This is a genomic window from Hymenobacter sp. 15J16-1T3B, from assembly GCF_020711235.1.
GTDB lineage: Bacteria > Bacteroidota > Bacteroidia > Cytophagales > Hymenobacteraceae > Solirubrum.
This window is the reverse complement of record NZ_JAJFAV010000001.1, coordinates 508,843-532,499: the sequence shown is the minus strand read 5'-3', so window position 1 is coordinate 532,499 and position 23,657 is coordinate 508,843. Positions and strand designations below refer to the sequence as shown.

The 23,657-nt window shown below is 64.3% G+C and carries 20 protein-coding genes and 1 tRNA gene; 14 read left to right on the top strand and 7 right to left on the bottom strand.

Features of this window, described 5'->3' with window-relative positions:
- Positions 1 to 15 precede the first annotated feature (15 nt).
- On the bottom strand, positions 16 to 381 hold the full coding sequence (locus tag LJ737_RS02215; protein ID WP_165822188.1) for a phage holin family protein: 366 nt from the start codon (positions 379 to 381) through the stop codon (positions 16 to 18).
- Positions 382 to 547: 166 nt separating this feature from the next.
- On the opposite strand from LJ737_RS02215, the gene LJ737_RS02210 reads away from it, so the two are divergent.
- Both LJ737_RS02210 and LJ737_RS02205 read left to right on the top strand, forming a co-directional pair.
- Positions 548 to 1,708 carry a J domain-containing protein gene (locus tag LJ737_RS02210; RefSeq protein WP_227762610.1) on the top strand — a complete coding sequence of 387 codons (1,161 nt, stop codon included), beginning with the start codon at positions 548 to 550 and terminating at the stop codon, positions 1,706 to 1,708.
- A gap of 85 nt (positions 1,709 to 1,793) precedes the next feature.
- Positions 1,794 to 2,828: an LLM class flavin-dependent oxidoreductase gene (locus LJ737_RS02205; protein WP_227762608.1), complete on the top strand. Its 1,035-nt coding sequence runs from the start codon at positions 1,794 to 1,796 to the stop codon at positions 2,826 to 2,828.
- Positions 2,829 to 2,908: 80 nt separating this feature from the next.
- On the opposite strand, the gene LJ737_RS02200 is transcribed toward LJ737_RS02205, so the two are convergent.
- Positions 2,909 to 3,943 carry a response regulator gene (locus LJ737_RS02200; protein WP_227762607.1) on the bottom strand — a complete coding sequence of 345 codons (1,035 nt, stop codon included), beginning with the start codon at positions 3,941 to 3,943 and terminating at the stop codon, positions 2,909 to 2,911.
- Positions 3,921 to 5,153 carry a sensor histidine kinase gene (locus LJ737_RS02195; RefSeq protein ID WP_227762604.1) on the bottom strand — a complete coding sequence of 411 codons (1,233 nt, stop codon included), beginning with the start codon at positions 5,151 to 5,153 and terminating at the stop codon, positions 3,921 to 3,923. Before LJ737_RS02195 ends, LJ737_RS02200 begins: the two co-directional genes overlap by 23 nt.
- Positions 5,154 to 6,027: 874 nt before the next feature.
- Here LJ737_RS02195 and LJ737_RS02190 point away from each other — a divergent pair.
- Positions 6,028 to 8,736, top strand: a complete 2,709-nt coding sequence (locus LJ737_RS02190) for a sensor histidine kinase (protein ID WP_227762602.1) — start codon at positions 6,028 to 6,030, stop codon at positions 8,734 to 8,736.
- Positions 8,737 to 8,903: 167 nt separating this feature from the next.
- On the opposite strand, the gene LJ737_RS02185 is transcribed toward LJ737_RS02190, so the two are convergent.
- Positions 8,904 to 8,976 (bottom strand) — tRNA-Phe (locus LJ737_RS02185).
- Between the two features lie 164 nt (positions 8,977 to 9,140).
- Between LJ737_RS02185 and LJ737_RS02180 the strand changes: the two genes are divergently transcribed.
- The 5 genes from LJ737_RS02180 (at position 9,141) to LJ737_RS02160 (ending at position 15,513) form a co-directional block, all read left to right on the top strand.
- Positions 9,141 to 10,508: a 4Fe-4S dicluster domain-containing protein gene (locus LJ737_RS02180; RefSeq protein ID WP_227762600.1), complete on the top strand. Its 1,368-nt coding sequence runs from the start codon at positions 9,141 to 9,143 to the stop codon at positions 10,506 to 10,508.
- Between the two features lie 220 nt (positions 10,509 to 10,728).
- Positions 10,729 to 11,586, top strand: a complete 858-nt coding sequence (locus LJ737_RS02175; RefSeq protein ID WP_227762948.1) for a (Fe-S)-binding protein — start codon at positions 10,729 to 10,731, stop codon at positions 11,584 to 11,586.
- Between the two features lie 139 nt (positions 11,587 to 11,725).
- Positions 11,726 to 12,220, top strand: coding sequence for a hypothetical protein (locus LJ737_RS02170; protein WP_227762598.1), 495 nt, complete (start codon positions 11,726 to 11,728; stop codon positions 12,218 to 12,220).
- A gap of 125 nt (positions 12,221 to 12,345) precedes the next feature.
- Positions 12,346 to 14,400, top strand: coding sequence for an OmpA family protein (locus LJ737_RS02165; RefSeq protein WP_227762596.1), 2,055 nt, complete (start codon positions 12,346 to 12,348; stop codon positions 14,398 to 14,400).
- Between the two features lie 171 nt (positions 14,401 to 14,571).
- Positions 14,572 to 15,513 (top strand): proline and serine-rich protein 1 family protein, encoded by a 942-nt coding sequence (locus tag LJ737_RS02160; protein ID WP_227762595.1) that lies wholly within the window; start codon positions 14,572 to 14,574, stop codon positions 15,511 to 15,513.
- A 108-nt stretch (positions 15,514 to 15,621) separates the two neighbouring features.
- Here the strand turns inward: LJ737_RS02160 and LJ737_RS02155 are convergent, their stop codons facing one another.
- Positions 15,622 to 16,089 (bottom strand): DUF4293 domain-containing protein, encoded by a 468-nt coding sequence (locus LJ737_RS02155; RefSeq protein ID WP_227762594.1) that lies wholly within the window; start codon positions 16,087 to 16,089, stop codon positions 15,622 to 15,624.
- Positions 16,090 to 16,169: 80 nt separating this feature from the next.
- Here LJ737_RS02155 and LJ737_RS02150 point away from each other — a divergent pair, with 80 nt between their 5' ends.
- The 6 genes from LJ737_RS02150 to LJ737_RS02125 all read left to right on the top strand — a co-directional run bounded on the left by LJ737_RS02150 (position 16,170) and on the right by LJ737_RS02125 (position 21,903).
- The gene (locus tag LJ737_RS02150; protein WP_227762593.1) at positions 16,170 to 17,369 is read left to right on the top strand and encodes a thiolase family protein; all 1,200 of its coding nucleotides are present in this window, start codon (positions 16,170 to 16,172) and stop codon (positions 17,367 to 17,369) included.
- Positions 17,369 to 17,950: a GNAT family N-acetyltransferase gene (locus tag LJ737_RS02145; RefSeq protein WP_227762592.1), complete on the top strand. Its 582-nt coding sequence runs from the start codon at positions 17,369 to 17,371 to the stop codon at positions 17,948 to 17,950. The genes LJ737_RS02150 and LJ737_RS02145 overlap by 1 nt, the downstream gene beginning before the upstream one ends.
- Before the next feature lie 54 nt (positions 17,951 to 18,004).
- Complete coding sequence (gene truA / locus LJ737_RS02140) at positions 18,005 to 18,850, top strand: tRNA pseudouridine(38-40) synthase TruA (RefSeq protein ID WP_227762590.1); 846 nt, start codon at positions 18,005 to 18,007, stop codon at positions 18,848 to 18,850.
- A gap of 92 nt (positions 18,851 to 18,942) precedes the next feature.
- On the top strand, positions 18,943 to 19,287 hold the full coding sequence (locus LJ737_RS02135) for a hypothetical protein (RefSeq protein WP_227762588.1): 345 nt from the start codon (positions 18,943 to 18,945) through the stop codon (positions 19,285 to 19,287).
- A gap of 285 nt (positions 19,288 to 19,572) precedes the next feature.
- Entirely contained in the window at positions 19,573 to 21,276 is a 1,704-nt protein-coding gene (locus LJ737_RS02130) for an ABC transporter ATP-binding protein (RefSeq protein ID WP_227762946.1), read from the top strand.
- Positions 21,277 to 21,372: 96 nt separating this feature from the next.
- Positions 21,373 to 21,903: a hypothetical protein gene (locus tag LJ737_RS02125; RefSeq protein WP_227762587.1), complete on the top strand. Its 531-nt coding sequence runs from the start codon at positions 21,373 to 21,375 to the stop codon at positions 21,901 to 21,903.
- A gap of 69 nt (positions 21,904 to 21,972) precedes the next feature.
- Here the strand turns inward: LJ737_RS02125 and LJ737_RS02120 are convergent, their stop codons facing one another.
- Positions 21,973 to 22,665: an outer membrane beta-barrel protein gene (locus LJ737_RS02120; RefSeq protein WP_227762586.1), complete on the bottom strand. Its 693-nt coding sequence runs from the start codon at positions 22,663 to 22,665 to the stop codon at positions 21,973 to 21,975.
- Positions 22,666 to 22,810: 145 nt separating this feature from the next.
- Complete coding sequence (locus tag LJ737_RS02115; protein WP_227762585.1) at positions 22,811 to 23,545, bottom strand: hypothetical protein; 735 nt, start codon at positions 23,543 to 23,545, stop codon at positions 22,811 to 22,813.
- Positions 23,546 to 23,657 lie beyond the last annotated feature (112 nt).

Sequence of the window (23,657 nt, the reverse complement as noted above, 5' to 3'; positions counted from 1 at the left end):
TAAAAAGTGTGGGGACTATTGGCGCTTGTCCGATTTGTAGATGGTGTCGGTCAGGACTTTATCGGCCAGGCCCTGGTAGAGCTTCTTGCCCACGCCCACCACAAAGATGATGAGTAGCAGCAAATAGAAGCCGGCCACGATGCCAAAGCCCCAATATGGGCTGTCGAGGGCGGCGTTGAGGGCCAAGCCGGCGAAGATGCTCAGAAATACCACAAACAGCAGGCCCAGAATGGCCAGGGTGGCGCCTTGGGCTACGCCGACGAAGATGGTCTTGACTTTTTCCTGCACCTCCAGGCGCACCAGGTCGATGCGCGTGTCGATGTAGCCCATCAGATTCTTCATCAACGAGTCGTTGCGGGGCGTAGGATCTTCGGTAGCCATGCAGCGGCGAAAATTGGGGGTTGGAACAAGGAGAAAGGCGGGTAGCGGCGCGGCCGGCCGAACCCGCTACGGGGTAGCGGTGTTCAGCAAGCCGAGGGTTTCTACGGAAAAGCCCAGACGGCGTCTGAACTTCGCCGTACTTTTACCATCACCCCCGTCAGCCAACGTGAGCCAAACTCTTTATCAGGTGCTGGGCGTCGAGCCTACGGCCCCGCTGGCCGACATCAAGCAGGCCTATAAACAACTGGCCCTGCGCTACCATCCCGACCGCCACGGCGGCAGCCGCCTCTACGAAGACCAGTTCAAGGCCGTGGCCGCCGCCTACCAAGTGCTGTCGGACCCCGGCCGCCGCGCCCACTACGACCACCAGCTGCGCCAGGCCCGGTTGCGGGCCGAGGAAGCCCGACGCGCCCAGCAGTACCGGCCCCAAAGCCAGCACGTGTACGGAGTGCCCATGCCCCCGCCCGCACCGTTGCGCACCCGGCCGCCGGCCTCCTCGGCCGAGCGGCACTACGTGCGCCACCAGAAGAGCCTGCGTTTCACCCGACGCGACTGGCTGCTGGTCATCGGCATTCTGGTAGGGCTGCTGCTGTTTGGGCTGGGCACCAAGTGGGTGATGGACCGGGTAGCGGCCAGCAACAACTACCAGAACGGGCTGCGGGCCTACACCCAGCAGCAGTGGGGCACGGCCCACAGCTACTTCAGCGAAACCCTGGCCTTCAAGCCCGGGCACGTGGGAGCGTTGCGCCGCCGCGCCGAAATCGAGCAACTGGTGTACCGCAACTACCTGCAAGCCAGTCTCGACTATACCGCGGCCCTGCGCCTGACCCGCAACCGCCACGCCGCCGCCGAGCTGTATTACCGCCTCGGGCAGTGCGCCGCGGGCCAGAAACGCACGCGCTTGGCGCTGGATCATTTCTCGCGGGCAGTGGTGCTCGATTCGACGCTGAGCCCAGCTTGGCTGGCCCGCGGCGAAGTGCGTCTGTTCGAGCAGCGCCTATTCGTCTCGGCCGCCAGCGACCTGAGCGCGGGCCTACGCCTGCAGGCGGGGCAGCGTGCGCCCTCGGCCAAGTGGCTCACCTACCGCGGGCTGGCCTATTTCAAGGCCGGGGACTACCCGGCGGCCCTGGCCGACTACCAGCAGGTGCTGCTGCTGCGGCCCCGCAGCGGACAGATTTATTTCTTGCTGGGCCGCGTGGCGCAGAAGCAGGGCCGGGGCAGCGCAGCCTGCGAGCTGTTTCGGCGCGGCTCGCAGCTCGGCTATTTCCCGGCCACCGATGCCCAACGCCGCGGACCCTGCGGTGGGGAACGGCAAGGCGGCTCGTAACCGCGTGGCCCACGGCTTTCCGCCAGGATAGCCGGGCCGGCTGGCCCGGCGAAAACAAAAGCCCGGCTGCGGCAATTGCAAGGCTATGCAAATCGGAATTGACAGCTTCGCCGCGGCGAGTGTGGTAGACAACGGGGTGGGTACCCAGCTCGGCGGGGCCGACGCCCTCGAACAACTGCTGGCGCGCATTGAGTATGCCGACCAAGTGGGCCTCGACGTGTTCGGCATCGGGGAGCACCACCGCCCCGAGTACCTCGACTCGGCTACGGCCGTCATCCTGGCGGCAGCGGCGGCGCGCACCAAGCGCATCCGGCTGACCAGCGCCGTGACGGTGCTCAGCGCCGCCGACCCGGTACGGGTGTTTCAACAGTTTGCCACCCTGGATTTGATTTCGCGGGGCCGGGCCGAGCTGGTGGTGGGCCGCGCCTCGTCGGTGGAGGCTTTCCCGCTGTTTGGCTACGACCTCGACGACTACGACGCGCTCTTCGCCGAGAAGCTGGAGCTGCTGCTGCAGGTACGCGCCCACGAGCACGTGCGCTGGTCGGGCAAGTTTCGGCCGGCGCTGACCGGGCAGGGCGTGTATCCGCGGCCCGTGCAGCAGCCCTTGCCGGTGTGGATTGGGGTGGGCGGCACGCCGCAGTCCTTTGCCCGCGCCGGCACGCTGGGGCTGCCGCTGATGGTGGCCATCATCGGCGGCGAAACCCACCGCTTCCGCCCGCTCGTCGACCTGTACCGCGAAGCCGGCCGCCGCGCCGGGCACGCGCCGGAGCAGCTGCAGGTGGGGCTGCATTCCCTGGGCTACGTGGCCGAAACCTCGGAGCAGGCCCGGGAAGAGTTCTTTCCCGGCTACGCCCGCACCTTTTCGGCCCGGGCCCGGGAGCGGGGCGGCGCGCCCATCACCCGACCGCAGTTCGATGCGCAAGCCGGGCCGCTGGGCGCATTGCTGGTAGGTAGTCCCGAGGAGATGACGGCCAAAATTCAGCGGCACAGCGAAGCCCTCGGCGGCATTTCGCGGGTGACGTTTCAGCAGGACGTGGCCGCCTTGTCGCACGAGAAGGTGCTGCAGTCCATCGAGCTGATCGGCACACGGGTGGCGCCGGCGCTGCGCCCCATCGTCTAGCCCGGCACCATCGAATAGCTCGGGTAAGTCGACCTCGGCGGGTGTTGAGGGCTACTTCGGGCACGCGCTTATGCGAGGCCTTACGGTTGCTGCCGCCGCAGGCGGGGCGCGTCCAGGATGGTAATGTCCTGGCCGGTCACCTCGATCAGGCCCTTGGCGCGAAAGTCGCTGAGGGTGCGGCTGACGGTTTCCTTGGACGCGCCCACCAGCGCCGCGAGGTCTTCGCGGGCAATGCGCGTGCCCTGGCCCAGGTGCCCCATGGGCCGGTACAGCTCCTCGAAGCGCACCAGCGCCAGCGCCAGCCGCCGCCGCACCGGTTGGTAGGCCAGCTCCAGCAGCCGCGCGTCGCGGGCGGCGGCGTCGTGGGCCATCAACTCCCAGAAGTAGCGCGCCAAGTCGGCGTGCTGCGCCAGAAGGGTCTCGAACTCCTGGTGGGGGAGCTGGGCCACGGCGGCGTCGGTCAGCAGCACGGTGGTGTCGGTATAGTCGCTGCGGCCGAGCACGGCGCGGTAGCCCAGCAGCTGCCCGTCGCTGCTGAGCTCGGTGATGTACTCGTTGCCGGCTTTGTCGATTTTAGAGGTTTTGGCGGCGCCGTGCTGCAGCCAGTACACGCTGTGCGGCGCGTCGCCTTCCATGTACAGCGGGTGCTTTTTCTTGTAGTGCTTCAGGCGGGCCGGGGCGGCCATCCACTCTTGCAGGAGCCGCAGGCCCGAGGCCGCCGGCGGGGGCGCCACCGCCGGGCGGGCGTCGTGCTTGCTCAGGCGCATGGCCACGGCATCGAGCAGCACCGTGTCGTCGAAGGGCTTGGTGAGGTAGTCGTCGGCGCCGGCATTCATGGCGCGGCGCAGGTCGTCGTGGCCCGCCTTGGCCGTCAAGAACAGGAAGGGAATGTCGGTGGTCGTGGGGTCTTGGTGCAAGATGTGGAGCACGCCGAAGCCGTCGAGCTCGGGCATCATCACGTCGCACATAACCAGGTCGGGGACGGCGCTGCGGGCCAGCTCCACGCCGCGCTTGCCGTCGGCGGCCTGCACCACGCGGTACCCGGCCAGCTCCAGAATCTCGGCCGTGTTTTCGCGCATGGGCTCGTGGTCTTCAATCAACAGTATCGTTTTCATGGCTGGGGGGCGGCTGCAGGGGCAGCCGTACGGTGAAAGTGGAGCCTATGTCCGGCTCGCTCAGGAAGCTGATGCGGCCGCCGAGGCGCTCCACGTAGCGCTTGACGAGGTACAGGCCCAGGCCCGTGCCCTGAATACGCGCGGCGTTGCGGGCCCGGAAAAAATCGGTGAACAGCCGCGGCTGCTCGTCGTGCGGAATGCCCATCCCTTCGTCCTGCACCGTCAGCACCAGCTCGGTGGGGGTGGCTTCCGAGGTCAGGCGAATTTCCTGGCCCTGGTCCGAGTACTTGCTGGCGTTGGAGAGCAGGTTGAGCAGGATGTTCTTGAGGATCTGCGCATCGGTTAGCACCGTGCCGGCCGCGCCCACGTGGGCATAGCTTACCTGCTGGCCCGGGCGGGCGACCTGCTGGGCCTCTTCGGCTACATCGGCCACGAAAGCGGGCAGGGGCACGGCCACCGGGTGGTACGGCACCTTGGCTTGGTTCAGGCCGTCGAGCACGAGGAAGTCGCGCAGGATGCCGTCGAGGTTGGCCACGGCCGAGCGGATGCGCAGCACGTGCTTGCGGCGTTTGGCGTCGTCTTCGCCGCTGGTGTAGCGCTCGATGAGAGCGGCAGAGGAGAGAATCGTACTCATGGGCGTGCGAAACTCGTGCGAGGCCATGGTCAGGAAGCGCGACTTCAGCTCGTTCAATTCCCGCTCGCGCCGCAAGGCTTGCTGGGCCTGGGCCGCCCGCACCTGACCGCGGATGGCGTTTTGCTCCAGTTCGTGCGCCTGGTGCTGTACCTGCCGCAGCAGGGCGGCGCTGAGCTGGTGCCGCCGCAACAACTCGCGCGTCAGTTGTACTCCGCTGTGCAGCTGCGGCACCAGCTGCTCCAGCGCCAGCTGGCGGGTGGGCAGGCAGTATACGCGGCCGGCCGGGCTGCCCAGAGGCTCCAGGCCGCCGCTGGGCCGATCGGTCAGCAGGATAAACGGGCCGCAACTGCCCCGGCGCAGCGCTTCGCCCACGAAGGCCAAACCGCCCTGCGGGCCCCAGTGCTGGTCGATTAGGTACACATCGTGGGCGGCGCAGCGAATGGCGTAGTGGGCGGCCGCGGGCGTGCTCGGGCAGTCCAGCGAAAACGGCGGGTGCGGGCCCAGCAGCAGGGGGCGCAGCCGCTCGTGAAACGCAGAGCCGGCGTCGGCCAGCAAAATGCGGGTAGGGGTGCTCATGGCGCGGTGCAGTACCGTCTGAGCCCGGCGGTTGGGAAAAGGCTGAATGCGCGCTAGCCGGCGGGGGCGGGAGGCGAGGGGGCGCCTGACAGGTTCAGCGGCGGCTGACGTACGTACCAAGATACTGTATTTCAGGCCTTATACGTATGCCGGGTAAGCACAGCCGTTTCAACTAAAGCCGGTTATCGTCGTGCCACACGTCGTTCATGGCATGGCAGTGCGGAAACCGGCGCAACCAACCTGGGTGAACCGGCGCACCGAATGCCGCGGCTGCGCAGCCCGGGAATTTGCGGCCCGGGTAGCTCAACCGCAGGGTAGGAGCGGACCACCATTACCGGTCATCAGGACGAGGGCCGTGACGCTGCGGGCACCATTACCCGGTTTTGCCAGCCGGCCCGATTTTCTCCGACCAACCCCGTAGCCGGTACCGGTGCGGTCCGCTACAGCGCCGCTTCGGTGGTAATAATTGCCGGCACCCTTTGGGGCAGGCGTCAGCCCGCAACGCCGCGCCGGTCGATGTCGACAGCATTGAGGGGAGAACAAGCAAACGCAGGAGTTGACTGATTTTTTGGGAAAGGGTCCGAAAGCAACGCAGAACGTCCGGCTTCGTCCGATGTCTTCCGCAGCGGTTTGGGAGGCTTCAGAACCGTTTTCCGGATGGTCAGCCCTGCTGATTCAGCAGGCGAAGCCCGCAGCAGCCCACCGAAAGCAGGCCGAGCTTGCCTGCTGCCAGCAGATCTTGTTGCTTGCTGAGCCGTACTTAGCAGCAGCGCGTGTGCCGCCACGCCCTTTCATCTCCTTGGCTCGTCTGCAGAAAAGCCCGGTTACGCAGGCAGTTCTTTGGCAAGCACCATCATAGACTGGGTCGTTTGTCATGGAAGAACCACTGTTTGCCGGGCGTCTTCCACACGAGCCGCCCGGCCCCACACCGCCACCGGCCGCTGCTGTCACCAGCCTGGCCCAGGCCCAGGCGCTGATTGCCGAGCTGCAGGCCCGGCAGGACAAGCTACACCGGGAAAACCAGCAGCTGCGCCAGGCCCAGCAGCAACTCCGGGCGAGCGAAGCCCGCCTGAAGGCCGCCGAAGCCGTGGCCCAACTGGGCAGCTACGAGCTGGACGTGGCCACCGGCGCCATTCACTTCTCCGACGGCATGTGCCGCTTGTTCGGCCAAGAGCCCGGCACCTTTGCCCCGTCCCTGGCCTGGCTTGATGCCCGCTCCGACCCCGACGACGCGGCCGCCGTGCAGCGGGTGCTGGCGCAGGCCATAGCGCAGCGTCAGCCCTATCAGTACACCCGCCGCATCCGGCGCGCCGACGGGCAGTGGCGCCTGCTGGAGTCGCACGGGCGGGTGGTCGTCGATGCGGCCGGGCAGCCCCTGCGGCTGGAAGGGGTGGTGCAGGACCAGACCGAGCGGCAAGGCACTGCGCAGGCCCTGCTGGCTTCGCAGGAGCAGTTTCGCCTGTTCGTAACGGCCAGCCTGAACGTGGTTTACCAGATGAGCGCCGACTGGCGGCAGATGTACCGCTTGGCCGGCCAACGGGTGATGGCCGATACGCCGACCACCACCGACTCGTGGCTGCAGGCCTATATTCCGGCGGAAGACTGGCCCGTGGTGTCCGCCGCCATCGAGCAGGCCATCCGCAGCAAAAGCATCTTTGAGCTGGAGCACCGCGTGTTCCTGGCCGACGGCTCGGTGGGCTGGGTGCATTCGCGGGCCATGCCGGTGCTCGATGCCCGCGGCGAGCTGGTGGAGTGGATCGGCACGGGCAGCGACATCACCGCCCGCAAGCACGCCGAGGAGCATTGGCACACGGCCGCCCAGCGGCTGCAGGCCACCCTGGACAGCTCTTTCTTCAGCGTGCAGGCCTTCGAAGCCGTGCGCGACGAGCAGGGCCGCATCGTCGACTTCACCTGGGTGTTCACCAACAAGGTCTGGGTGTCGCAGCACGGCAACGTGGTGGGCAAGCGCCTGCTGACGCAAAACCCGGGCGTAGTTGAGTCCGGCCTGTTCGCGCTATTTGTGCAAGTGACGGAAACCGGCGTGCCCGTCGACCACGAGGTGTATTACGGCTATGAGCAGTTCGACGGCTGGTTTCACCAGACCCTGGTGCAGCTGGGCGACGGATTCGTGATGAACACCGAGGACATCACGCCCCGCAAGCAGGCCGAGCAGGAACTGCAAGCCAGCCGAGCGCTGCTGCAAGCCACCATCGACAGCTCCCTGGACATGATTCAGGTGTTTGAAGCCGTGCGCAACGAGCAGGGCGACATCATCGACTTCCGCTGGGTGCTCAACAACGCCGTGGCGGAGCAGACCTACGGCGACGTCATCGGCCAGCTCCTGCTCGTCTGCAACCCCGGCGTGGTCGAGGTGGGCATCTTCGACACGCTCAAGCAGGTCGTCGAAACCGGCCAGCCCGACCGCAGCGAGCGGCACTACGCCCACGAACAGTTCGACGGCTGGTTTACCCAATCCACGGTGAGGCTAAACGACGGCGTGGCCACCACCACGGCCGACATTACGGCGCTTAAACACGCGCAGCAAGAGCACCTGCGCCGGTTTACCCTGCTGGAGCAGGCCGAAGCGGTAGCGCAGCTGGGCAGCTGGGAGTACGAGCCGGCCGCGGAACGCATGCGCTGGTCGGCGGGCATGTACCGCCTCTTCCAGCTTCCGCCCGGGCACCCCGTGTACCCGGCGCTCTACCTCGACTACGTGGTGGCCGAGGACCGCCCCGCCGCCGAGCGCCTCGTGCACTGCCTCACCAAGGCCCCCTGCGACCTGGAGGAAACCCTGCGCCTGCGCGTGGGCCCGGTCGAGAAAACCGTGCGCGTAAAAGTCGTGGTGCTGCCCGATGCCGCCGGCCGGCCGGTGCGCCTGCTGGGCGTGGATGCGGACGTATCCGACGTGCACCGTCTGGAGCAGGAAAACCTGCGCATGCGCCTGCAGCAGCAACAAACCCTATTCAACGCCGTGCTCGACGCCCAGGAAACGGAGCGCCGGCGCATTGCCGAGGGACTGCACAACGGCGTCGGCCAAGTGCTCTACGCCACCAAGCTGCAGCTCGACCAGCTGCAGCCCGCCGATGCCTCGCCGGTGTGGCGGCGCGCCACCGAGTTGCTGGCCGACGCCATCCGCCAAACCCGCGCCCTCTCGCACGAGCTGGTGCCCATGGTGCTCAACGAGTACGGTTTGGAGGCCGCCGTGCAGGATATCTGCCGCACGATTAGCACCAAGCAGCTGCGCTTCGACTGCCACCTGGAGCTGGAAGAGCTGCCGCGGTCCTTGCCCCAGCCGCTGCAAGTGGCCCTGTTCCGCATGGCCCAGGAGCTGGCTCAGAACGTGGTCAAGCACGCCCACGCCACGGAAGCCAGCCTGGCGCTGGAAGTGGTGCCCGGCTACGTGCTGCTGCGCGCCGAAGACAACGGGGTGGGCTTTCCCGCGGAGCCCAAAGGAGCTGGCCTGGGCCTACGCAGCATCCGCGACCGGGTAGAGCTGCTCGGCGGGCACATGGAAACGGGCTCGTCGCCCGCCGTGGGCACCTTTGTGCGCATCCGCATCCCGCTGCCGGCTGCTTCTGGCTGAGCTGGCGGTAGTTCTTGAGTAGCATGCGCATCCGGCGCTTGAGAGTCCATGCGGTTGGTCACTGGTTGCCCGGCACTCCGCGCCGCTTCCCGCCGACCGCGTCGGGCCGAAATGAAAACTGACAAAAAGCAAAAACCCACTCTGCACAATGCGGAGTGGGTTTTCTGTGGTGATGGACGGAATCGAACCGCCGACACAAGGATTTTCAGTCCTTTGCTCTACCAGCTGAGCTACATCACCAGTTGCCTTGGTGGCTGAATGGAGCGCAAAACTACGCAGCGAGATTCACAAAGCAAGTTTTTGAACAAAAAAAATCTTGCGGCGAAAACGGAATACTTTTGTAAGCGTAGCAAAAGTATTCGGCATGCCTACTATCTTGCCGGCCCACCATTCCCCCCCGTTCCGTGGTACAAGTGCTTCAACAAATTCTCTTTCTGCTCGTCGCAGCCCTGGGCATCGGGCTGTTTGCGTGGCAGGTGCGAAAGATTCGCGCCAACATTCTGCGCGGCAAGGACCGCGACATGGGCGGCTCCGTGTCGGAGCGCATCAACAAGACGCTGCTCGTTGCCTTCGGCCAGCAGAAGATGTTCAAGCGCATCACGCCTGCCTTGCTGCACCTCGTGGTCTACGTCGGCTTCCTCGTCATCAACATCGAGGTCATCGAAATTATGATTGACGGCATCTTCGGCACCCACCGCGTCCTGCGTTTCCTCGGCCCGCTCTACGACGTGCTGATGGCCACCAACGAAGTGCTCGGCGCCTTGGTCATCATCGCCGTAGCCGCCTTCTGGTGGCGCCGCAACCGCACGCAGCCCGTGCGCCGCTTTACCGGCGTGGAGCTGCGCGCCTGGCCCAAGCTCGACGCCAACATTATCCTCTACGTGGAGGTAGCGCTGATGCTGGCCCTGTTCACCATGAACTCGGCCGACCTGAAGCTGCACCAGCTCGAAGGCGTGGAGTTGCCCGGCACCTTCCCCGTCAGCTCGCTGCTGGTGGGCCTGATGCCCGACAACGTAACGGCCCTGCACGTGCTGGAGCGCGTGGGCTGGTGGATTCACATCGTGGGCATTCTGGCCTTCCTGAACTACCTGCCCTCGTCGAAGCACTTCCACATCATCATGGCCTTCCCGAACGTGTACTACACGAGGTTGGTCCCGCAGGGGCAGTTCTCCAACGTCGACAGCATCACCCACGAGGTGAAGGCCATGCTCGATCCGAGCTACCCGGTGCCCGCCCCGCCCGTGGATGCCGAGGGCAACCCGGTGGTGCAGCGCTTCGGCGCCAAAGACGCCGACGACCTTTCCTGGCTGAACCTGCTCAACGCCTACTCCTGCACCGAGTGCGGCCGCTGCACCTCGGTGTGCCCGGCCAACATCACCGGCAAGCTGCTCTCGCCGCGCAAAATCATCATGGACACGCGCGACCGGATCGAGGAGAAATACGAGTCGCCGCTGATTTTCGAGCCCAACAAGTACCAGGGCGAGGAGCGCGTGCACGTGGACGAAGAAGGCACGCTGGTGCGCGGCAAGGTGACGCCCGAGGAGCTGTGGGCCTGCACCACCTGCAACGCCTGCGTGGAAGCCTGCCCCGTCAACATCAACCCGCTGGACAGCATCATCGAGATGCGCCGCTACCTGGTGCTGGAAGAGTCGGCCGCCCCGAACTCGCTGAACGTGATGTTCTCCAACATCGAAAACAACGGGGCGCCCTGGGCCTTCTCGCCCTCCGACCGTTTCAACTGGGCCGACGACCTGTACGTGGCTGAGAAGTAGGGCAGAAGAAAGAGAATAAAAGAACGTCATGTCGAGCTTGTCGAGACATCTCGCGAGCTGATGTGGGATAGTAAATTTCTCGTTCAATGAACAGATTACTATCCGGCAAGATGTTTCAACTACGCTCGACATGACGGGCTGATAAACAACGATTAACTGACAACTGTCAACCGATAATATGGCTGAGCAAGTAGCCAAACGCCAAGTTTCCGTGCCGCTGATGGCCGACCTCGCTTCCCGCGGCGAGCAGCCCGAAGTGCTGTTCTGGGTCGGCTGCGCCGGCGCCTTCGACGACCGGTACAAGCGCGTGACCCGCGCTTTTGTGCGCATTCTGGAACACGTGGGTGTGAAGTACGCCGTGCTGGGCATGGAAGAAACCTGCACCGGCGACCCGGCCAAGCGCGCCGGCAACGAGTTCCTGTTTCAGATGCAGGCCATGCAGAACATCACCACCTTCGACGGCTACGGCATCAAGAAGATTGTGACGGCCTGCCCGCACTGCTTCAATACCATCAAGAACGAGTACCCCGCCTTGGGCGGCAACTACGAGGTCATTCACCACAGCACCTTCCTGCAGCAGCTCATCAACGAGGGCCGCGTGAAAGTGCAGGGCGGCGAATCGTACAAGGGCCGCCGCATCACCTTCCACGACTCCTGCTACCTCGGCCGCGCCAACAACATCTACGAGGCTCCGCGCGAAGTGCTGGCCGCCCTCGATGCCGACTTGGTGGAAATGAAGCGCAGCAAAGCCAACGGCCTGTGCTGCGGCGCCGGCGGCGCGCAGATGTGGAAAGAACCCGAGCCCGGCAAGAAGGACATCAACGTGGAGCGCACCGAGGAAGCCCTGGCCACCCTCGACGGCAACGCGGCCGCCTTGGATGCCCTCTACGGCGTGGAAAGCGGCAACGAAGGCGCCACGCCCTCGCCCAAGAAGTCCGATAACGGCATTATCGCCGTGGGCTGCCCCTTCTGCATGACCATGATGAGCGACGGGGTGAAGAACAAGGAGCGCGAAAACAACGTGCAGGTGTTTGACCTGGCCGAACTGGTGGCCTCCGCCGAAGGCCTCAACGCCTAGCCCGGCCCTACGGCCAAACCTGCTACCTTTCAGGCCCGCGCCGCCGGAACTTTTGTCCGGGGCGCGGGCCTTCTCATTTTGGGCCGCGCCCGGTTCAAAACCGGCCTCGTTGCTGCGGCCCCGACCTTTACTTCTTACCATGTTCGTCGCTTTTCACGAACTCCCCGCCACGGCCCGCGTCTGGATTTATCAGGCTAGCCGCCCCCTCACCGACGCCGAGCTAGCCGCCGTGCAGCCCGCCCTGCAGCAGTTTTCCGAAGCCTGGACCAGCCACGGCCGCACCCTACGCGCCTCAGCCGAGTTTCGCCACCGGCAATTCCTCGTCATCGGCCTCGACGAAGCCGTGGCCGACGCCAGCGGCTGCTCCATCGACGCTTCCGTGCGCTTCGTGCGCGAGTTGGAAGCCGCCCTGGGCGTGCAGCTGCTGGCCAAGGAAGACATGGCCTTTTTGAACCCCGACGGGCAGGTGCTGCTGGTGCCGCGCCGCGAGTTGAAGCAGGCCGTGCAGGCCGGCGTGCTGCGCCCCGATTCGCCTTACTTCGACAACACCGTGAGCCAGCGCGCCGCCCTGGAAACGGCCTGGCCTGCGCCGGCCGCAACGACCTGGCTGGCTCGTTATTTTGCTGGCAGCTAGGAAAAAATCCGGAGTAGCGGCGGAATACTATGTAAACTTAGTATTATTGCTAGCCCCAATTTGGGCAGGTTCCACCCGGACCACCACCACCTCCACCACCACCCCTTCTCTCTTTCTACCACCTTATGAAGAACCTCATCGTTGCTTGCGCAGCGGCTGGCTCGGTGGCCGTCCTGGGCGGTTGCGCCGCGTCGGGCGGGCTGAGCAAAGCCGATAAGCGCTTTGCCCGTGGCGAGTATGAAACCGCCATTGAACTCTACAAGGCCGATGTGGCTAAGGGCAAGGACATTGCCACGGCCAACTACAAAATCGCCGAGGCCTACCGCATGTCGAACCGCATCGAGCAGGCCGAGCAGTACTACAAGGCTGCGCTGGATGGTGGGGTGAAGAATGCCGATGCGCCTTTCTACTACGGCCTGGCCCTGAAAGCCAACGGCAAGTACGAGGAGGCCGCTACCCAGTTTGAGCAGTACTCCACCAGCGGCACCAACCGCACGCTGGTAGCCCGCGCCGAGCGCGAAGCGCAGAACGCCAAGGCCGTACCCGGCCTGATGGCCATGCGCAACAACAACGAGGTGACCCCGCTGGACCAGATCAACACGGCCTCGTCCGACTTTAGCGCCACCATCAAGCCCGACACCAAAGAGCTGGTGTTTGCCTCGGGCCGCGACGGGAAAAAATACCCCGGCAACGGTGAAGGCTTCAACCACCTCTACGCCATCAAGTTCGATGACGCGGAGAAGATGACTGGCGGTACGGTAATGCCCTACGAAACGGTGGCCATGGGTGGTGCCGCCGCTGCGCCGGCGCCTGCCGCTGGTGCCACCGGCACTACGCCGGCCCCGGCGGCTCCGGCCAAGAACGACAAGGACGCCGGCAAGCCGGTGTTCAACAAGCCGAACATGCACCAGGCCTCGGCGACGTTTTCGCCTGACGGCAAAATGATGATTTTCGCCCGCTCGAACGACGGCTCGAAGAAAGGCCTGCTGAGCGTGGACCTGTTCGTGTCGTATTTCCGCGGCGGCACCTGGACCGAGCCCGAACTGGTGCGCGGCGTGAACAACAGCAAGGCCGACGACTTCTCGCCGGTGCTCTCGCCCGACGGGCAGACGCTGTACTTCGCTTCGTCGCGCCCCGGCGGGCAGGGCGGCAACGACCTGTACAAGGCTACGCTGGGCGCCAACAACCGCTTCTCGGCTCCCGAGAACCTGGGTGACCAGATCAACACCCCCGGTAACGAGAACTTCCCGGCTGTGGGCCCGGATGGCACGTTGTACTTCTCGTCCGACGGGCACCCGGGCTTCGGCAAGCTCGACCTGTTCCGCGTGGAGAAGAACGGCAAAGTGGCCAACCTGGGCACGCCGATCAACAGCACCGGCGACGATTTCGCGCCGTACCTGACCGGCAACGACATGGGCATCTTCTCGTCGAACCGTTCCGGTGGTAAGGGTTCGGACGACCTGTACATGTTCCGCAAGAAGCCGCTCAAGCTCGTGACCTTCTACGCCGAAGGCAAGGTGCTGGGCAAGGACGCCAAGACCGGCGCTACCGAGCCGCTGGCTGATGAAACGGTGACCATCACCGCGGGCAACGGGCAAAAGCAGGACGTGAGAACGGCTGCCGACGGCTCGTTCAAGGTGAAGCTTGATACCTCGGCTACGTACACCTTTATGGCTGACCGCGGCGGTTACTTCACGGCTCGTCAGAACGTGAGCACCGTGGGCAAGACCCCAACGCAGGATCAGCTGCCCAACGAGCAGAACGACATCACCGTGCCGGTGACCCTGACGCTCGACAAAATCGTCGTGAACAAGGCCATCGTAGTGGAGAACATCTTCTACGATTACAACAAGTGGGACATCCGCCCGGATGCAGCCACGGAGCTGGACAAGCTGGTGCAGACGCTGGTGGACAACCCGGACATCAACATCGAACTTAGCTCGCACACCGACGCGCGCGGTAAAGATGCCTTCAACCAGACCCTGTCGCAGAAGCGTGCGCAGTCGGCCGTGGACTACATCATTTCGAAAGGGGTGCCGGCCGCTCGCATCACGGCTAAGGGCTACGGCGAAACGAAGCCGGTGATTAAGAACGCGAAGACCGAGGAAGAGCACCAGAAGAACCGTCGCACGGAGTTCAAGGTGACCAAGATCAACGCCACGCCCTCGACGACCAACTAAGCGTCTGCAACCGCAGCGCTTCTTGAGCCCCCGCACCGACCTGGTGCGGGGGCTTTTGTTTTCGGGGAGACGCTGGCTCGTGCTGAATCGTGCGCGGAATTGGCACAGATGTTGGCTTAGCGCCTCGCAGCCGCTGCCACTCTGGAAGCGGCGCTTCGCCCTCTTACAGCTATGAAAAACATCTTACTACTGGGCTTGAGCCTGCTGCTGACGGTGCAGGTGGCCCTGGCCATTCCAGCGGGTTTGGCCGTGCGCTCCGAGCGCGGCTTGCCCTTCCGCCTGCGTCTCGACGGTTACCGCATCGGCGGGCGCGCGGGCATGACCGACGTGCGCTTCGAACGACTGGCCCCGGGTCAGCACTGGGCCGAGTTTCAGCTGCCGGCCAACGGCGGAGTGCTCAGCTTCCGCACCCGCGTCGACCTGGTGCCCGGCCGCGAAAGCCGCTTCGTGCTGGTGACGCGCCGGGGCTACCCGCCCGTGCTGCAACGCGTGAGTGAGGCGCCGCTGTCCGGCTGGGCCGGCGGCCGCGGGCCCGGCCGCCCCGACGACTACGGCTACCAGTGCCAGCCCACGCCCTTCGGCGGCCCGAGCAGCTGGCCCGCCCCCGGCACCCGCGACGATTGGTACGGTCGCAACGACGAGGGCAGCTACGACAACGGCGGCTACGGCAGCAACCACCCCGGACCTAGCACCCAGCCGCCGGCCGGCAATTACGGTGGCGGCTATCCGCAGCCGGGCCCGGGCAACAGCGGCGGCTACGGCAACGGGACCTATACCAACCACGACTATGGCAACGGCGGCTACGCCAACCAGCGCCACTTGCTGACGCCGCAGGAAACCGAGCAGCTGTTTCAGGCGGTGAAGGCGCGGTCTTTTGAAGACCAGAAAGTGCTGTTGGCCAAGCAAGCCTTGGCCGAAAGCGACATCCGCAGCGAGGACCTGCGCCGCCTGCTGCAGGGCTTCGACTTCGACCGGGGCCGCGTGGAACTGGCCAAGTTTGCCTACGGCCGCGTGGCCGACCGGCAGAACTTCTACCGCGTCTACGACGTGTTTACCTTCGATGCTAGCGTGCGGGAAATGCAGCAGTTCATCGAGCAGAACCGCGGCGCGTAACCCGCTACCACCGCCGCCGGCCGTAACAACAAACGCCCCAACGCAGCTAGCGTTGGGGCGTTTGTTGTTACGGACAAGCTCTTCGGCCTGTAAGCCGGTCAGCGGAGCTTAGCGCAGGCGGTCCATGGAGCGCACCAGCTTCTCGTCGCGGCGGATGAAGCGGTTGGCCAGCAGGTTGAGCAGCAAGGCCAGCGTGGGCAGGTAGAAACCGGCTTCGAAGGTGCCGGGCATCTTCACGTTGACCAGTTGCTCGCCCTGCGACGAATAGTAGAACGCCGCGCCGATGGTGGCCGAGATGAGCAGCAGATTCAGCGAGCCGAGCATGAGCTGGGTCATGCGCTTCTTGTACTGGAAAATTTCGGCCAGGGCCACCACAATCGAGAGGACGGCCAGGGCAGCAATGGCGTACGTGGCAATGGGGGCCTGCGCCGGGTTGGTCGGGGTCAGCTGCGTGGCCGTGAGCGTGACGGTCTGGTTGGTTTGCGGGTCGGTTTTGGCCCAGATCGGCAGGAACAGGACGCAGGCCATGCAGATGGCAAGCAGCAGCAGGAAAACGCTTTGAATTCTTTGTATCATCTTTGTTGTTATGAGCGAATGGCAGGCCGACGACGGCCGGCAAAAGTAGCCAAAAGACTCCGCTAACCCGCATTACTCCAATGCCCGAAGCCTATATCGTCGACGCGGTGCGCACGCCCGTCGGCAAGTTTGGCGGCGCCCTCAGCGCCGTGCGCCCCGACGACCTGACCGCCGTCGTATTGCGCGAACTGTTGCGCCGCAACCCGACCATCGACCCCAACACCATCGAAGACGTTATCATCGGCGCCGCCAACCAAGCGGGCGAGGACAACCGCAACGTGGCCCGCATGGCCGCGCTGCTGGCGGGCCTGCCGCTGTCGGTGGCTGGCGTGACGGTGAACCGCCTGTGTGCCTCGGGCCTGCAGAGCATCATCGACGCTACCCGCGCCGTACGTGCCGGCGACGGCGACGTGTACCTGGCTGGTGGGGCCGAGAGCATGACCCGCGCCCCGTTCGTCATGGCCAAGTCGGAAACGGCCTTCGGCCGCGACTTCACCGCCCACGACACCACGCTGGGCTGGCGCTTCGTGAACCCCAAACTGGCCAAGCTGCACCACCCGTACTCCATGGGCGAAACCGCCGAGAACGTGGCCAAGCAGTACGGCGTCACCCGCGAGGAGCAGGACCAGTGGGCTTTCGACTCGCAGCGTAAATACCAGCGGGCGTTTGAGAAGGGCCGTTTCCGCCGCGAAATCGTGCCGGTGTTCGTGGCCCAGCCCAAGACCGAGGCCGTGATGTTCGACACCGATGAGCACCCGCGCGCCACGGCCCTGGAGAAATTGGCTACCCTGAAGCCGGCTTTCATCCCGAACGGCACCGTGACGGCCGGCAACTCGGCCGGCATCAACGACGGCGCGGCTGCCACGCTGGTGGTGAGCGAGGAAACCGTGAAGCGTCTGAACCTGAAGCCGCTGGCCCGGGTGGTGTCGGCGGCCGTGGCGGGTGTTGATCCGGCCGTGATGGGCGTGGGGCCGATTCCGGCCACTCAGAAAGCCTTGCAGCGCGCCGGCCTGACCATCAACGACATCGGCCTGATCGAGCTGAACGAGGCGTTTGCCGCCCAGGTCATTGCCTGCTGCCGCGCGCTGGACATGGATCCGGCCAAAATCAACGTCAACGGCGGCTCCATTGCCATTGGCCACCCGCTGGGGGCCTCGGGCGCGCGCATCACGGCCACGTTGCTGCACGAGATGCAGCGCCGCGACGACGTGCGCTACGGCCTGGCCACCATGTGCGTCGGGGTAGGGCAGGGGGCTGCGGTCATCTACGAGAAGCTGTAATGGCGGCCGCGCCGGCCTCCTCGGAGTTGCTGCGGCCTGTGCTGCCGCTGCCCGTGGCCGGCGCGCGCCTGCGGCCCTTTGCTCCCGCCGACGCGCCTGCGCTGACCCGTCACGCCAACGACTGGGACATTTGGCGCAACCTGCGCGACCGGTTTCCGCACCCCTACACCCTGGCCGACGCCGAGTGGTACGTGCGCTTTGTGAATGCCGACGGCAGCCGCGACCTACACCTGTGCATTGAGGTGGACGGCGAGGCGGCCGGTTCCATCAGCGTGCTGTTTCAGGACGACATCAGCCGCCGCTCGGCCGAAATTGGCTACTGGCTGGGCCGTGTCTGCTGGGGCCGCGGCATCGGCACGGCGGCCGTCGAAGCGCTGTCCGCCTACGCGCTGACGCATTTCGACCTGTGCCGGCTTTACGCGACGGTGTTCGAGTACAACCCTGCCTCGGCGCGCGTGCTTGAAAAGGCTGGCTTTGCGCTGGAAGGCCGGTTGCGCAAGAGCATCACCAAGGACGGGCAAACCGTCGACGGCCTGCTCTACTCGTTAATTCTGAATGCGGAATTGGGAATGGGTGGCTGATTGACAAACCGGCCGGCACCAAGCCACTGCCGCATTCATAATTCCCAATTTCCTTTGCGCTACTTCCTCGAACTCGCCTACGACGGCACCGGCTACTGCGGCTGGCAGATGCAGCCCAACGCGCCGAGCGTGCAGCAGGAACTGGACCGTCGCCTCACGCAGATTTTGCGGCAGCCGGTGTACTCCCTGGGCAGCGGCCGCACCGACGCGGGCGTGCACGCCAGTCACCAAGTGGCGCATTTCGATGCCGAACTGCCCGCGGGGCTGACCCTGGAGCAGCTGCTCTACCGTCTCAACCGCGCCCTGCCGCACGACATCGGCGCCTACGCCCTCACGCCGGTGCAGCCCGAGGCCCACGCCCGTTTTTCGGCCGTGGCGCGCTCCTACGAGTACCACGTGGCGCTGCGCCGGGACCCGTTTCGCCGCGACCAGGCCCTGTGGCTCGACAAAGCCCCCGACGTGACGGCCATGAACGAGGCGGCCCAGCACCTCGTCGGGCAGCGCGACTTCACGGCGTTTTCCAAGGTGAAGGGGGCCGAGACGCACTACGTCTGCTGGGTACACGAGGCCGGCTGGCACCCCACGCCGCACGGGCTGATGTTTCGCATCCGGGCCAACCGCTTCGTGCGCGGCATGGTGCGCCTCGTGGTGGGTACCCTGCTCGACGTGGGCCGCGGCCGGCTCACGCCCGCGCAGTTTGCCGAGGTACTGCACCAACAGCAGCGCATTGCGGCCAGCGGCGCGGCCCCGGCGCAGGGACTATTCCTGAGCCGGGTGGAGTATCCGCCGGAAGTGCTGCTGCCGGACCAGGAACCGGCGGAGAAGCCCTTCTTCGTGACGGACGCCGAGCTGCGGCCTTTCTACTGGCAGCAGACCGAGGGAAAAGGCTCTTCATATTAAGGTGTAATCAAAAGTTTGTTGCCAATAAAGGGCATGATGAAACAGCAATGCAATCCATGGGGAGTAATTCGTCTATAGCGCAGTTTTGCGCTATGTATCAAGAGCTTGACGACTGTATCATCCGAAATGTAAGCGTTGTGCTATTAGATTCAATGACAGACATTTGTACTCAAATAGAAGTATATAATTATGAAGCGGAGAGTTGGGAAATAGTAGAATTAAAATTCTTCGATGTTTTTGAATATATAAATAAACTTGATTTAGATAATAATTCAGTTATCGGTTGGGCACAGTTATATATATCAGATGTTGATGAAAGCGTAATAGCTGATTTTGCTCCTTATATCATACCTGCAAATACCCGCGAAGAGCACCTAAAATCCAGGTTTTATGTGAACTGTAAAACAATTTCCTTTGAAACAATAAAAACGCTTTGACACTGGATAATCAGGCAAAAAACGATAGGTGCACTTCGTCAATTATAGCGTCGAATATGTTTGCTTATTATAGTGCTACGAGTGGACAAGTGTTGTTCGGCTTGACGGGTCGATAGTCACTCCTACGGGCTGGCCGGCGTAACTTGCGGCGCGTTTGGGCGGTTTACTGCCGAACCCATTCTCCTGCCCACTTAATCCCACCCGCTGCCTGTGGAATCTGCTGCGCCCGCCGCTACCTCCGCCAAAGCCGGCAACATCTTCGACTGGCAGGTGCTGCGGCGCCTGATGGTCTATATCCGGCCTTACCGCGGCGTGTTTGCGCTGCTCATCGTCCTGACCATTGCCACCGCCGCTCTGGGCACGGTGCGCCCCTTTCTGATTCAGCAGATGGTGGATGTGCAGATCAGCAACGGCGACTGGCCGGGGCTAAACCGCATGTTTGCCCTGCTGCTGGGCCTGCTGGTGCTTCATACCGGCGTGAGCTACCTGCAGACCTACTACGGTGGCTGGCTGGGCCAGTACATCGTGCGCGACATCCGCGTGGACCTCTACCGCCACATCCTGAACCTGCGCCTGCAGTTCTTCGACCGCACGCCCATCGGGGTGCTCGTCACGCGCAACATTTCGGACGTGGAAACGCTGTCGGACGTGTTCAGCGAGGGGCTGGCGGCCATGATTGGCGACATCCTGCAGCTGGTGTTCATCATGGCTTTCATGTTCTACATCGACTGGCGGCTGACCCTGGTGAGCCTCTCGGTAATTCCGCCGCTGCTCTTCAGCACCTACGTGTTCAAGGAGAAGGTCAAGAAGTCGTTCCAGGAGGTGCGCACGGCGGTGGCCAACCTCAACGCCTTCGTGCAAGAGCACCTGACAGGCATGAACATCGTGCAGATTTTCAACAACGAGCAGCGCGAGTTCCGCAAGTTTGAAAAGCTCAACCAGGAGCACACCCGCGCCAACATCCGCTCGGTGCTCTACTACAGCATCTACTTCCCGGTAGCCGAGGTGCTGGGCGCGGTGGGCGTGGGCCTGCTGGTGTGGTACGCCTCGCACGGGCAAATCGAGGGCACCATCTCCAAGGGCGCGCTCATTGCCTTCATCATGTACAACGCGCTGTTTTTCCGGCCCATTCGGCAGATTGCCGACCGGTTCAACACCCTGCAGCTGGGCCTGGTGAGCACCGAGCGCCTGCTCAAGCTGCTCGACAGCCAGGACTTCATCCCCGACGAAGGCACGCGCCGACCCGCCACGCTGCGCGGGGAGGTGCAGTTTCGCCACGTGTGGTTCGCTTACAACGAGCCGGAGTGGGTGCTCAAGGACATCAACTTTGACGTGAAGCCCGGGCAGACCGTGGCCTTCGTGGGCGCTACCGGGGCGGGCAAAACCAGCATCATCAACCTGCTCAGCCGCTTCTACGACATTCAGCAGGGCGAAATCTGCGTCGACGGCCACGATTTGCGCGAGTACGACCTGAAAGCGCTGCGCAAGCACATCGGCGTAGTGCTGCAGGACGTGTTCCTCTTCAATGGCACCATTCAGGACAACATCACCCTGGGCAACGACGACATCACGGAGGCCCAGATTTGGCACGCGGCCCAGCTCGTGGGGGCCGATAAGTTTATCGAGCGGCTGCCCGGCGGGCTGCAGTACAAGGTGATGGAGCGCGGCTCTACGCTGTCGGTCGGCCAGCGCCAGCTCATCAGCTTCGTGCGCGCCCTGGTGTACGACCCGCGCATCATCATCCTCGACGAAGCCACTTCCTCGGTGGACTCGGAGACGGAGGAAATGATTCAGCAGGCCATCGAGAAGCTGATGCAGGGCCGCACCTCGTTGGTCATTGCCCACCGCCTGAGCACCATCCAGAAAGCCGACCGCATCATCGTGCTCGACCGCGGCGAAATCAAGGAAAGCGGGCAGCACGAGGAGCTGCTGCGCCTGCCGGGCGGTTACTACGCCCAGCTCTACCAGATGCAGTACGTGACGGACTAAGGGCGAAGTTGTGAAAGGTGAAATCGTGAACCGCACGACTTCACCCGGGCCGCTTACAGCTGCACAACTTCTTCATTTCACCATTTCACCTTTTCAATGTCCCGTTGGTTTTTCCTGATCGGCGCCGCGCTGCTGCTGATTTTCGCCGGGGTCTACGCCTGGCTGGGCGGTTTCAGCACCCCGCAGATTGACTTAGTTACCACCGAGCGCCCCGTCTTCCTGGCCGGCAAAGCGTACAAGGGCATTCCCGACAAGCAGTTCGGCAAGCTCTTCGCCGAGGCCAACGAGCTGTACCGCAAGGGCACGCTGAAGGGCACGCTCGGCAACATCTACTACAACGACGCCGTGGCCGAGGGCGAGGAAATCGACGCCTTCGTGGGCGTAGTAGTGCCCGATACGGTGAGCCAGCCGCTGCCGGTGGGCTACCGCTACCGCACCTTCGCGGCTGGGCAGCGGGTGCTGCGCGCCCGCGTGAAGGCCAACTTCATGCTGGCGCCGGGTCGGCTGTATCCGGCGCTGCAGGAGGCCGTGAAAGCCCGCAAGCTGACTTCGCAGAACGTCTTCCTGGAGCAGTTTCCGGAGGATGCGCCGGCCGAGATGCTGCTGGTGGTGGCGGGACCGAAGTAGTCAGTAGCCGAGGAGGCCCCGCTCGACAGCCGACCGAGGGCCGCATAGTCGGGCCAAATAACCGGCGGGCTACTTGCTGCCTGAGCCGCCAAGGTAGAACGAGGCCCCCAGCATGAGTTGGGTGAGCCCAAAGCGGGCTTCCCAGGACGAAACCTTCAGTTCGGGGTTAATGCCCGGGGCGTTGGCATTGGCTAGCGTGCCAACCAGGTAGTTATAGCTCAGGCTGCCGAGCGTAAGCTCCAGCCCCAACTTGCTGGTGGGGAAAAACACGAAGCCCGGCATTAGATCCGCAAAGCCGCCCTTGGGTTCGTAGGTTGTTTGGTTGGCGCCCCCGGCTTCGTAGCTGACTTCTTCTTTGAGCTTGGCGTAGCCCCCGGCCAACTGCCCGTAGAACGCCGCTTTGTCGCTCACCGCGTAGTAGTAGCGCACGAACGGGCCCACCTGCGTTAGGTGGTCGTTGGTCACGCGCGTGACGGGCTGGCCGCTGGGGTAGAAATCCGGTTCCTGCAGCTTCGTCCGGCTCAGGTCGAGCAGCAAGCCCACGGTCAGCTTGTCGGACAGGAAGTAGCCGACCCGGGGCGAGAAATTAAACCGTTGATTCTGGGTGGTTTGATTGAGCGCGGCGGAAGCGGGGGCGGTTGTTTCTCCTTTGGTGTTGATGTAGCCCACGCTCCCGCTCAGCAATAGACCTCCGGCTGCCGTCTGAGCCCGGCCTCCGGCAGCCACCAATAGCAGGGCCGCCGGCAAGAAAATGTATTTCATAAATAAGCTCCGATGAACAATTAGTGCTGTAATCGGGCAAAGAACATAATAAATAGCAGCCCCGCCCCGCCAAAAACAAGCCGCCCGCTGCGCCAGGAGCACAACGGGCGGACACGGAGCCGCGAAGGATAGCGGCCGTAGACGGCTATTTCCAGCGGTCCGGCATGGTCAGGCCCACGCTGACAAGCCAGGGCGAGACGTCGGCCTGGCGGCCGAAGCGGGTGGCGCCGGCCCACTGCTGGTAGTAGGCGTTGGCGGTCAGCCAGAGGTCGGAGCGCAGCTTGTAGGTGAGCGAGGTGCCGCCCAGGGCCACCAGCCCCACCGAGGTACCCAGCGTCTTGGCGTGGGTGCTCGGCTCGCAGCCGCAGCCGGCGTCCTGACCCTTGTCGGCGACCTGCTGACTGCGGTCGGCGAGGGTGGCCACCCCAGCCCCGGCGCCGGTGAGCAGGGCCAGGCGCAAGCGGGCGTTGTCGAGCACGAAGAGGCGGGCGCGGCCCGTGAGGGAGTAGAGGCCGAGCATAGGCTTGGCCGCATCAGCCACGCCCAGATTCGACTGGATGCGCCGCGGCACGAGGACGTTGGCTACCAGCCCGGTCTGCGCCTTGGGGCCGAGGCGGTAATTGCCCTCAAATTCGGCCCCGCCGAGGCTGCCGTGCCGGGTTTGGGCGCCGGCCAGTCCGAAGAAGGCGCCCCAGCGGCTGGGTTCGAAGGGGCGCTCCACGGTGTCGGCGCAGGCGCTGCCACGGTGGTGGCCGTAGCCCATCAGGTAGAACGCGGGGTAAATGGCCGCACGGGGTACGCAACGCGCGCCGCGTTGCGCCGCCGCTTGCTGATGCCAGGCCAAACCGGCCAGCAACAGCGCGAGTAGTTTTGTTTTCATGGGATAGGAAGGGTAAGGAAAACAGGAAGCCGCCGCCCGCGGCGACGCCGAGCGGTATCATCAAATAGTGTTCCGCTATTATTTATTCGTTGCACGTAGTCGACAAAAACTT

What these genes read in the sequence shown, in the direction of transcription:
- LJ737_RS02215 (WP_165822188.1), bottom strand. Translation starts at nt 381, where the DNA reads ATGGCTACCGAAGATCCTACGCCCCGCAACGACTCGTTGATGAAGAAT.
- LJ737_RS02205 (WP_227762608.1), top strand. Translation starts at nt 1,794, where the DNA reads ATGCAAATCGGAATTGACAGCTTCGCCGCGGCGAGTGTGGTAGACAAC.
- LJ737_RS02200 (WP_227762607.1), bottom strand. Translation starts at nt 3,943, where the DNA reads ATGAAAACGATACTGTTGATTGAAGACCACGAGCCCATGCGCGAAAAC.
- LJ737_RS02195 (WP_227762604.1), bottom strand. Translation starts at nt 5,153, where the DNA reads ATGAGCACCCCTACCCGCATTTTGCTGGCCGACGCCGGCTCTGCGTTT.
- LJ737_RS02190 (WP_227762602.1), top strand. Translation starts at nt 6,028, where the DNA reads ATGGAAGAACCACTGTTTGCCGGGCGTCTTCCACACGAGCCGCCCGGC.
- LJ737_RS02175 (WP_227762948.1), top strand. Translation starts at nt 10,729, where the DNA reads ATGGCCGACCTCGCTTCCCGCGGCGAGCAGCCCGAAGTGCTGTTCTGG.
- LJ737_RS02170 (WP_227762598.1), top strand. Translation starts at nt 11,726, where the DNA reads ATGTTCGTCGCTTTTCACGAACTCCCCGCCACGGCCCGCGTCTGGATT.
- LJ737_RS02165 (WP_227762596.1), top strand. Translation starts at nt 12,346, where the DNA reads ATGAAGAACCTCATCGTTGCTTGCGCAGCGGCTGGCTCGGTGGCCGTC.
- LJ737_RS02160 (WP_227762595.1), top strand. Translation starts at nt 14,572, where the DNA reads ATGAAAAACATCTTACTACTGGGCTTGAGCCTGCTGCTGACGGTGCAG.
- LJ737_RS02155 (WP_227762594.1), bottom strand. Translation starts at nt 16,089, where the DNA reads ATGATACAAAGAATTCAAAGCGTTTTCCTGCTGCTGCTTGCCATCTGC.
- LJ737_RS02150 (WP_227762593.1), top strand. Translation starts at nt 16,170, where the DNA reads ATGCCCGAAGCCTATATCGTCGACGCGGTGCGCACGCCCGTCGGCAAG.
- LJ737_RS02145 (WP_227762592.1), top strand. Translation starts at nt 17,369, where the DNA reads ATGGCGGCCGCGCCGGCCTCCTCGGAGTTGCTGCGGCCTGTGCTGCCG.
- LJ737_RS02135 (WP_227762588.1), top strand. Translation starts at nt 18,943, where the DNA reads ATGTATCAAGAGCTTGACGACTGTATCATCCGAAATGTAAGCGTTGTG.
- LJ737_RS02130 (WP_227762946.1), top strand. Translation starts at nt 19,573, where the DNA reads ATGGTCTATATCCGGCCTTACCGCGGCGTGTTTGCGCTGCTCATCGTC.
- LJ737_RS02125 (WP_227762587.1), top strand. Translation starts at nt 21,373, where the DNA reads ATGTCCCGTTGGTTTTTCCTGATCGGCGCCGCGCTGCTGCTGATTTTC.
- LJ737_RS02120 (WP_227762586.1), bottom strand. Translation starts at nt 22,665, where the DNA reads ATGAAATACATTTTCTTGCCGGCGGCCCTGCTATTGGTGGCTGCCGGA.
- LJ737_RS02115 (WP_227762585.1), bottom strand. Translation starts at nt 23,545, where the DNA reads ATGAAAACAAAACTACTCGCGCTGTTGCTGGCCGGTTTGGCCTGGCAT.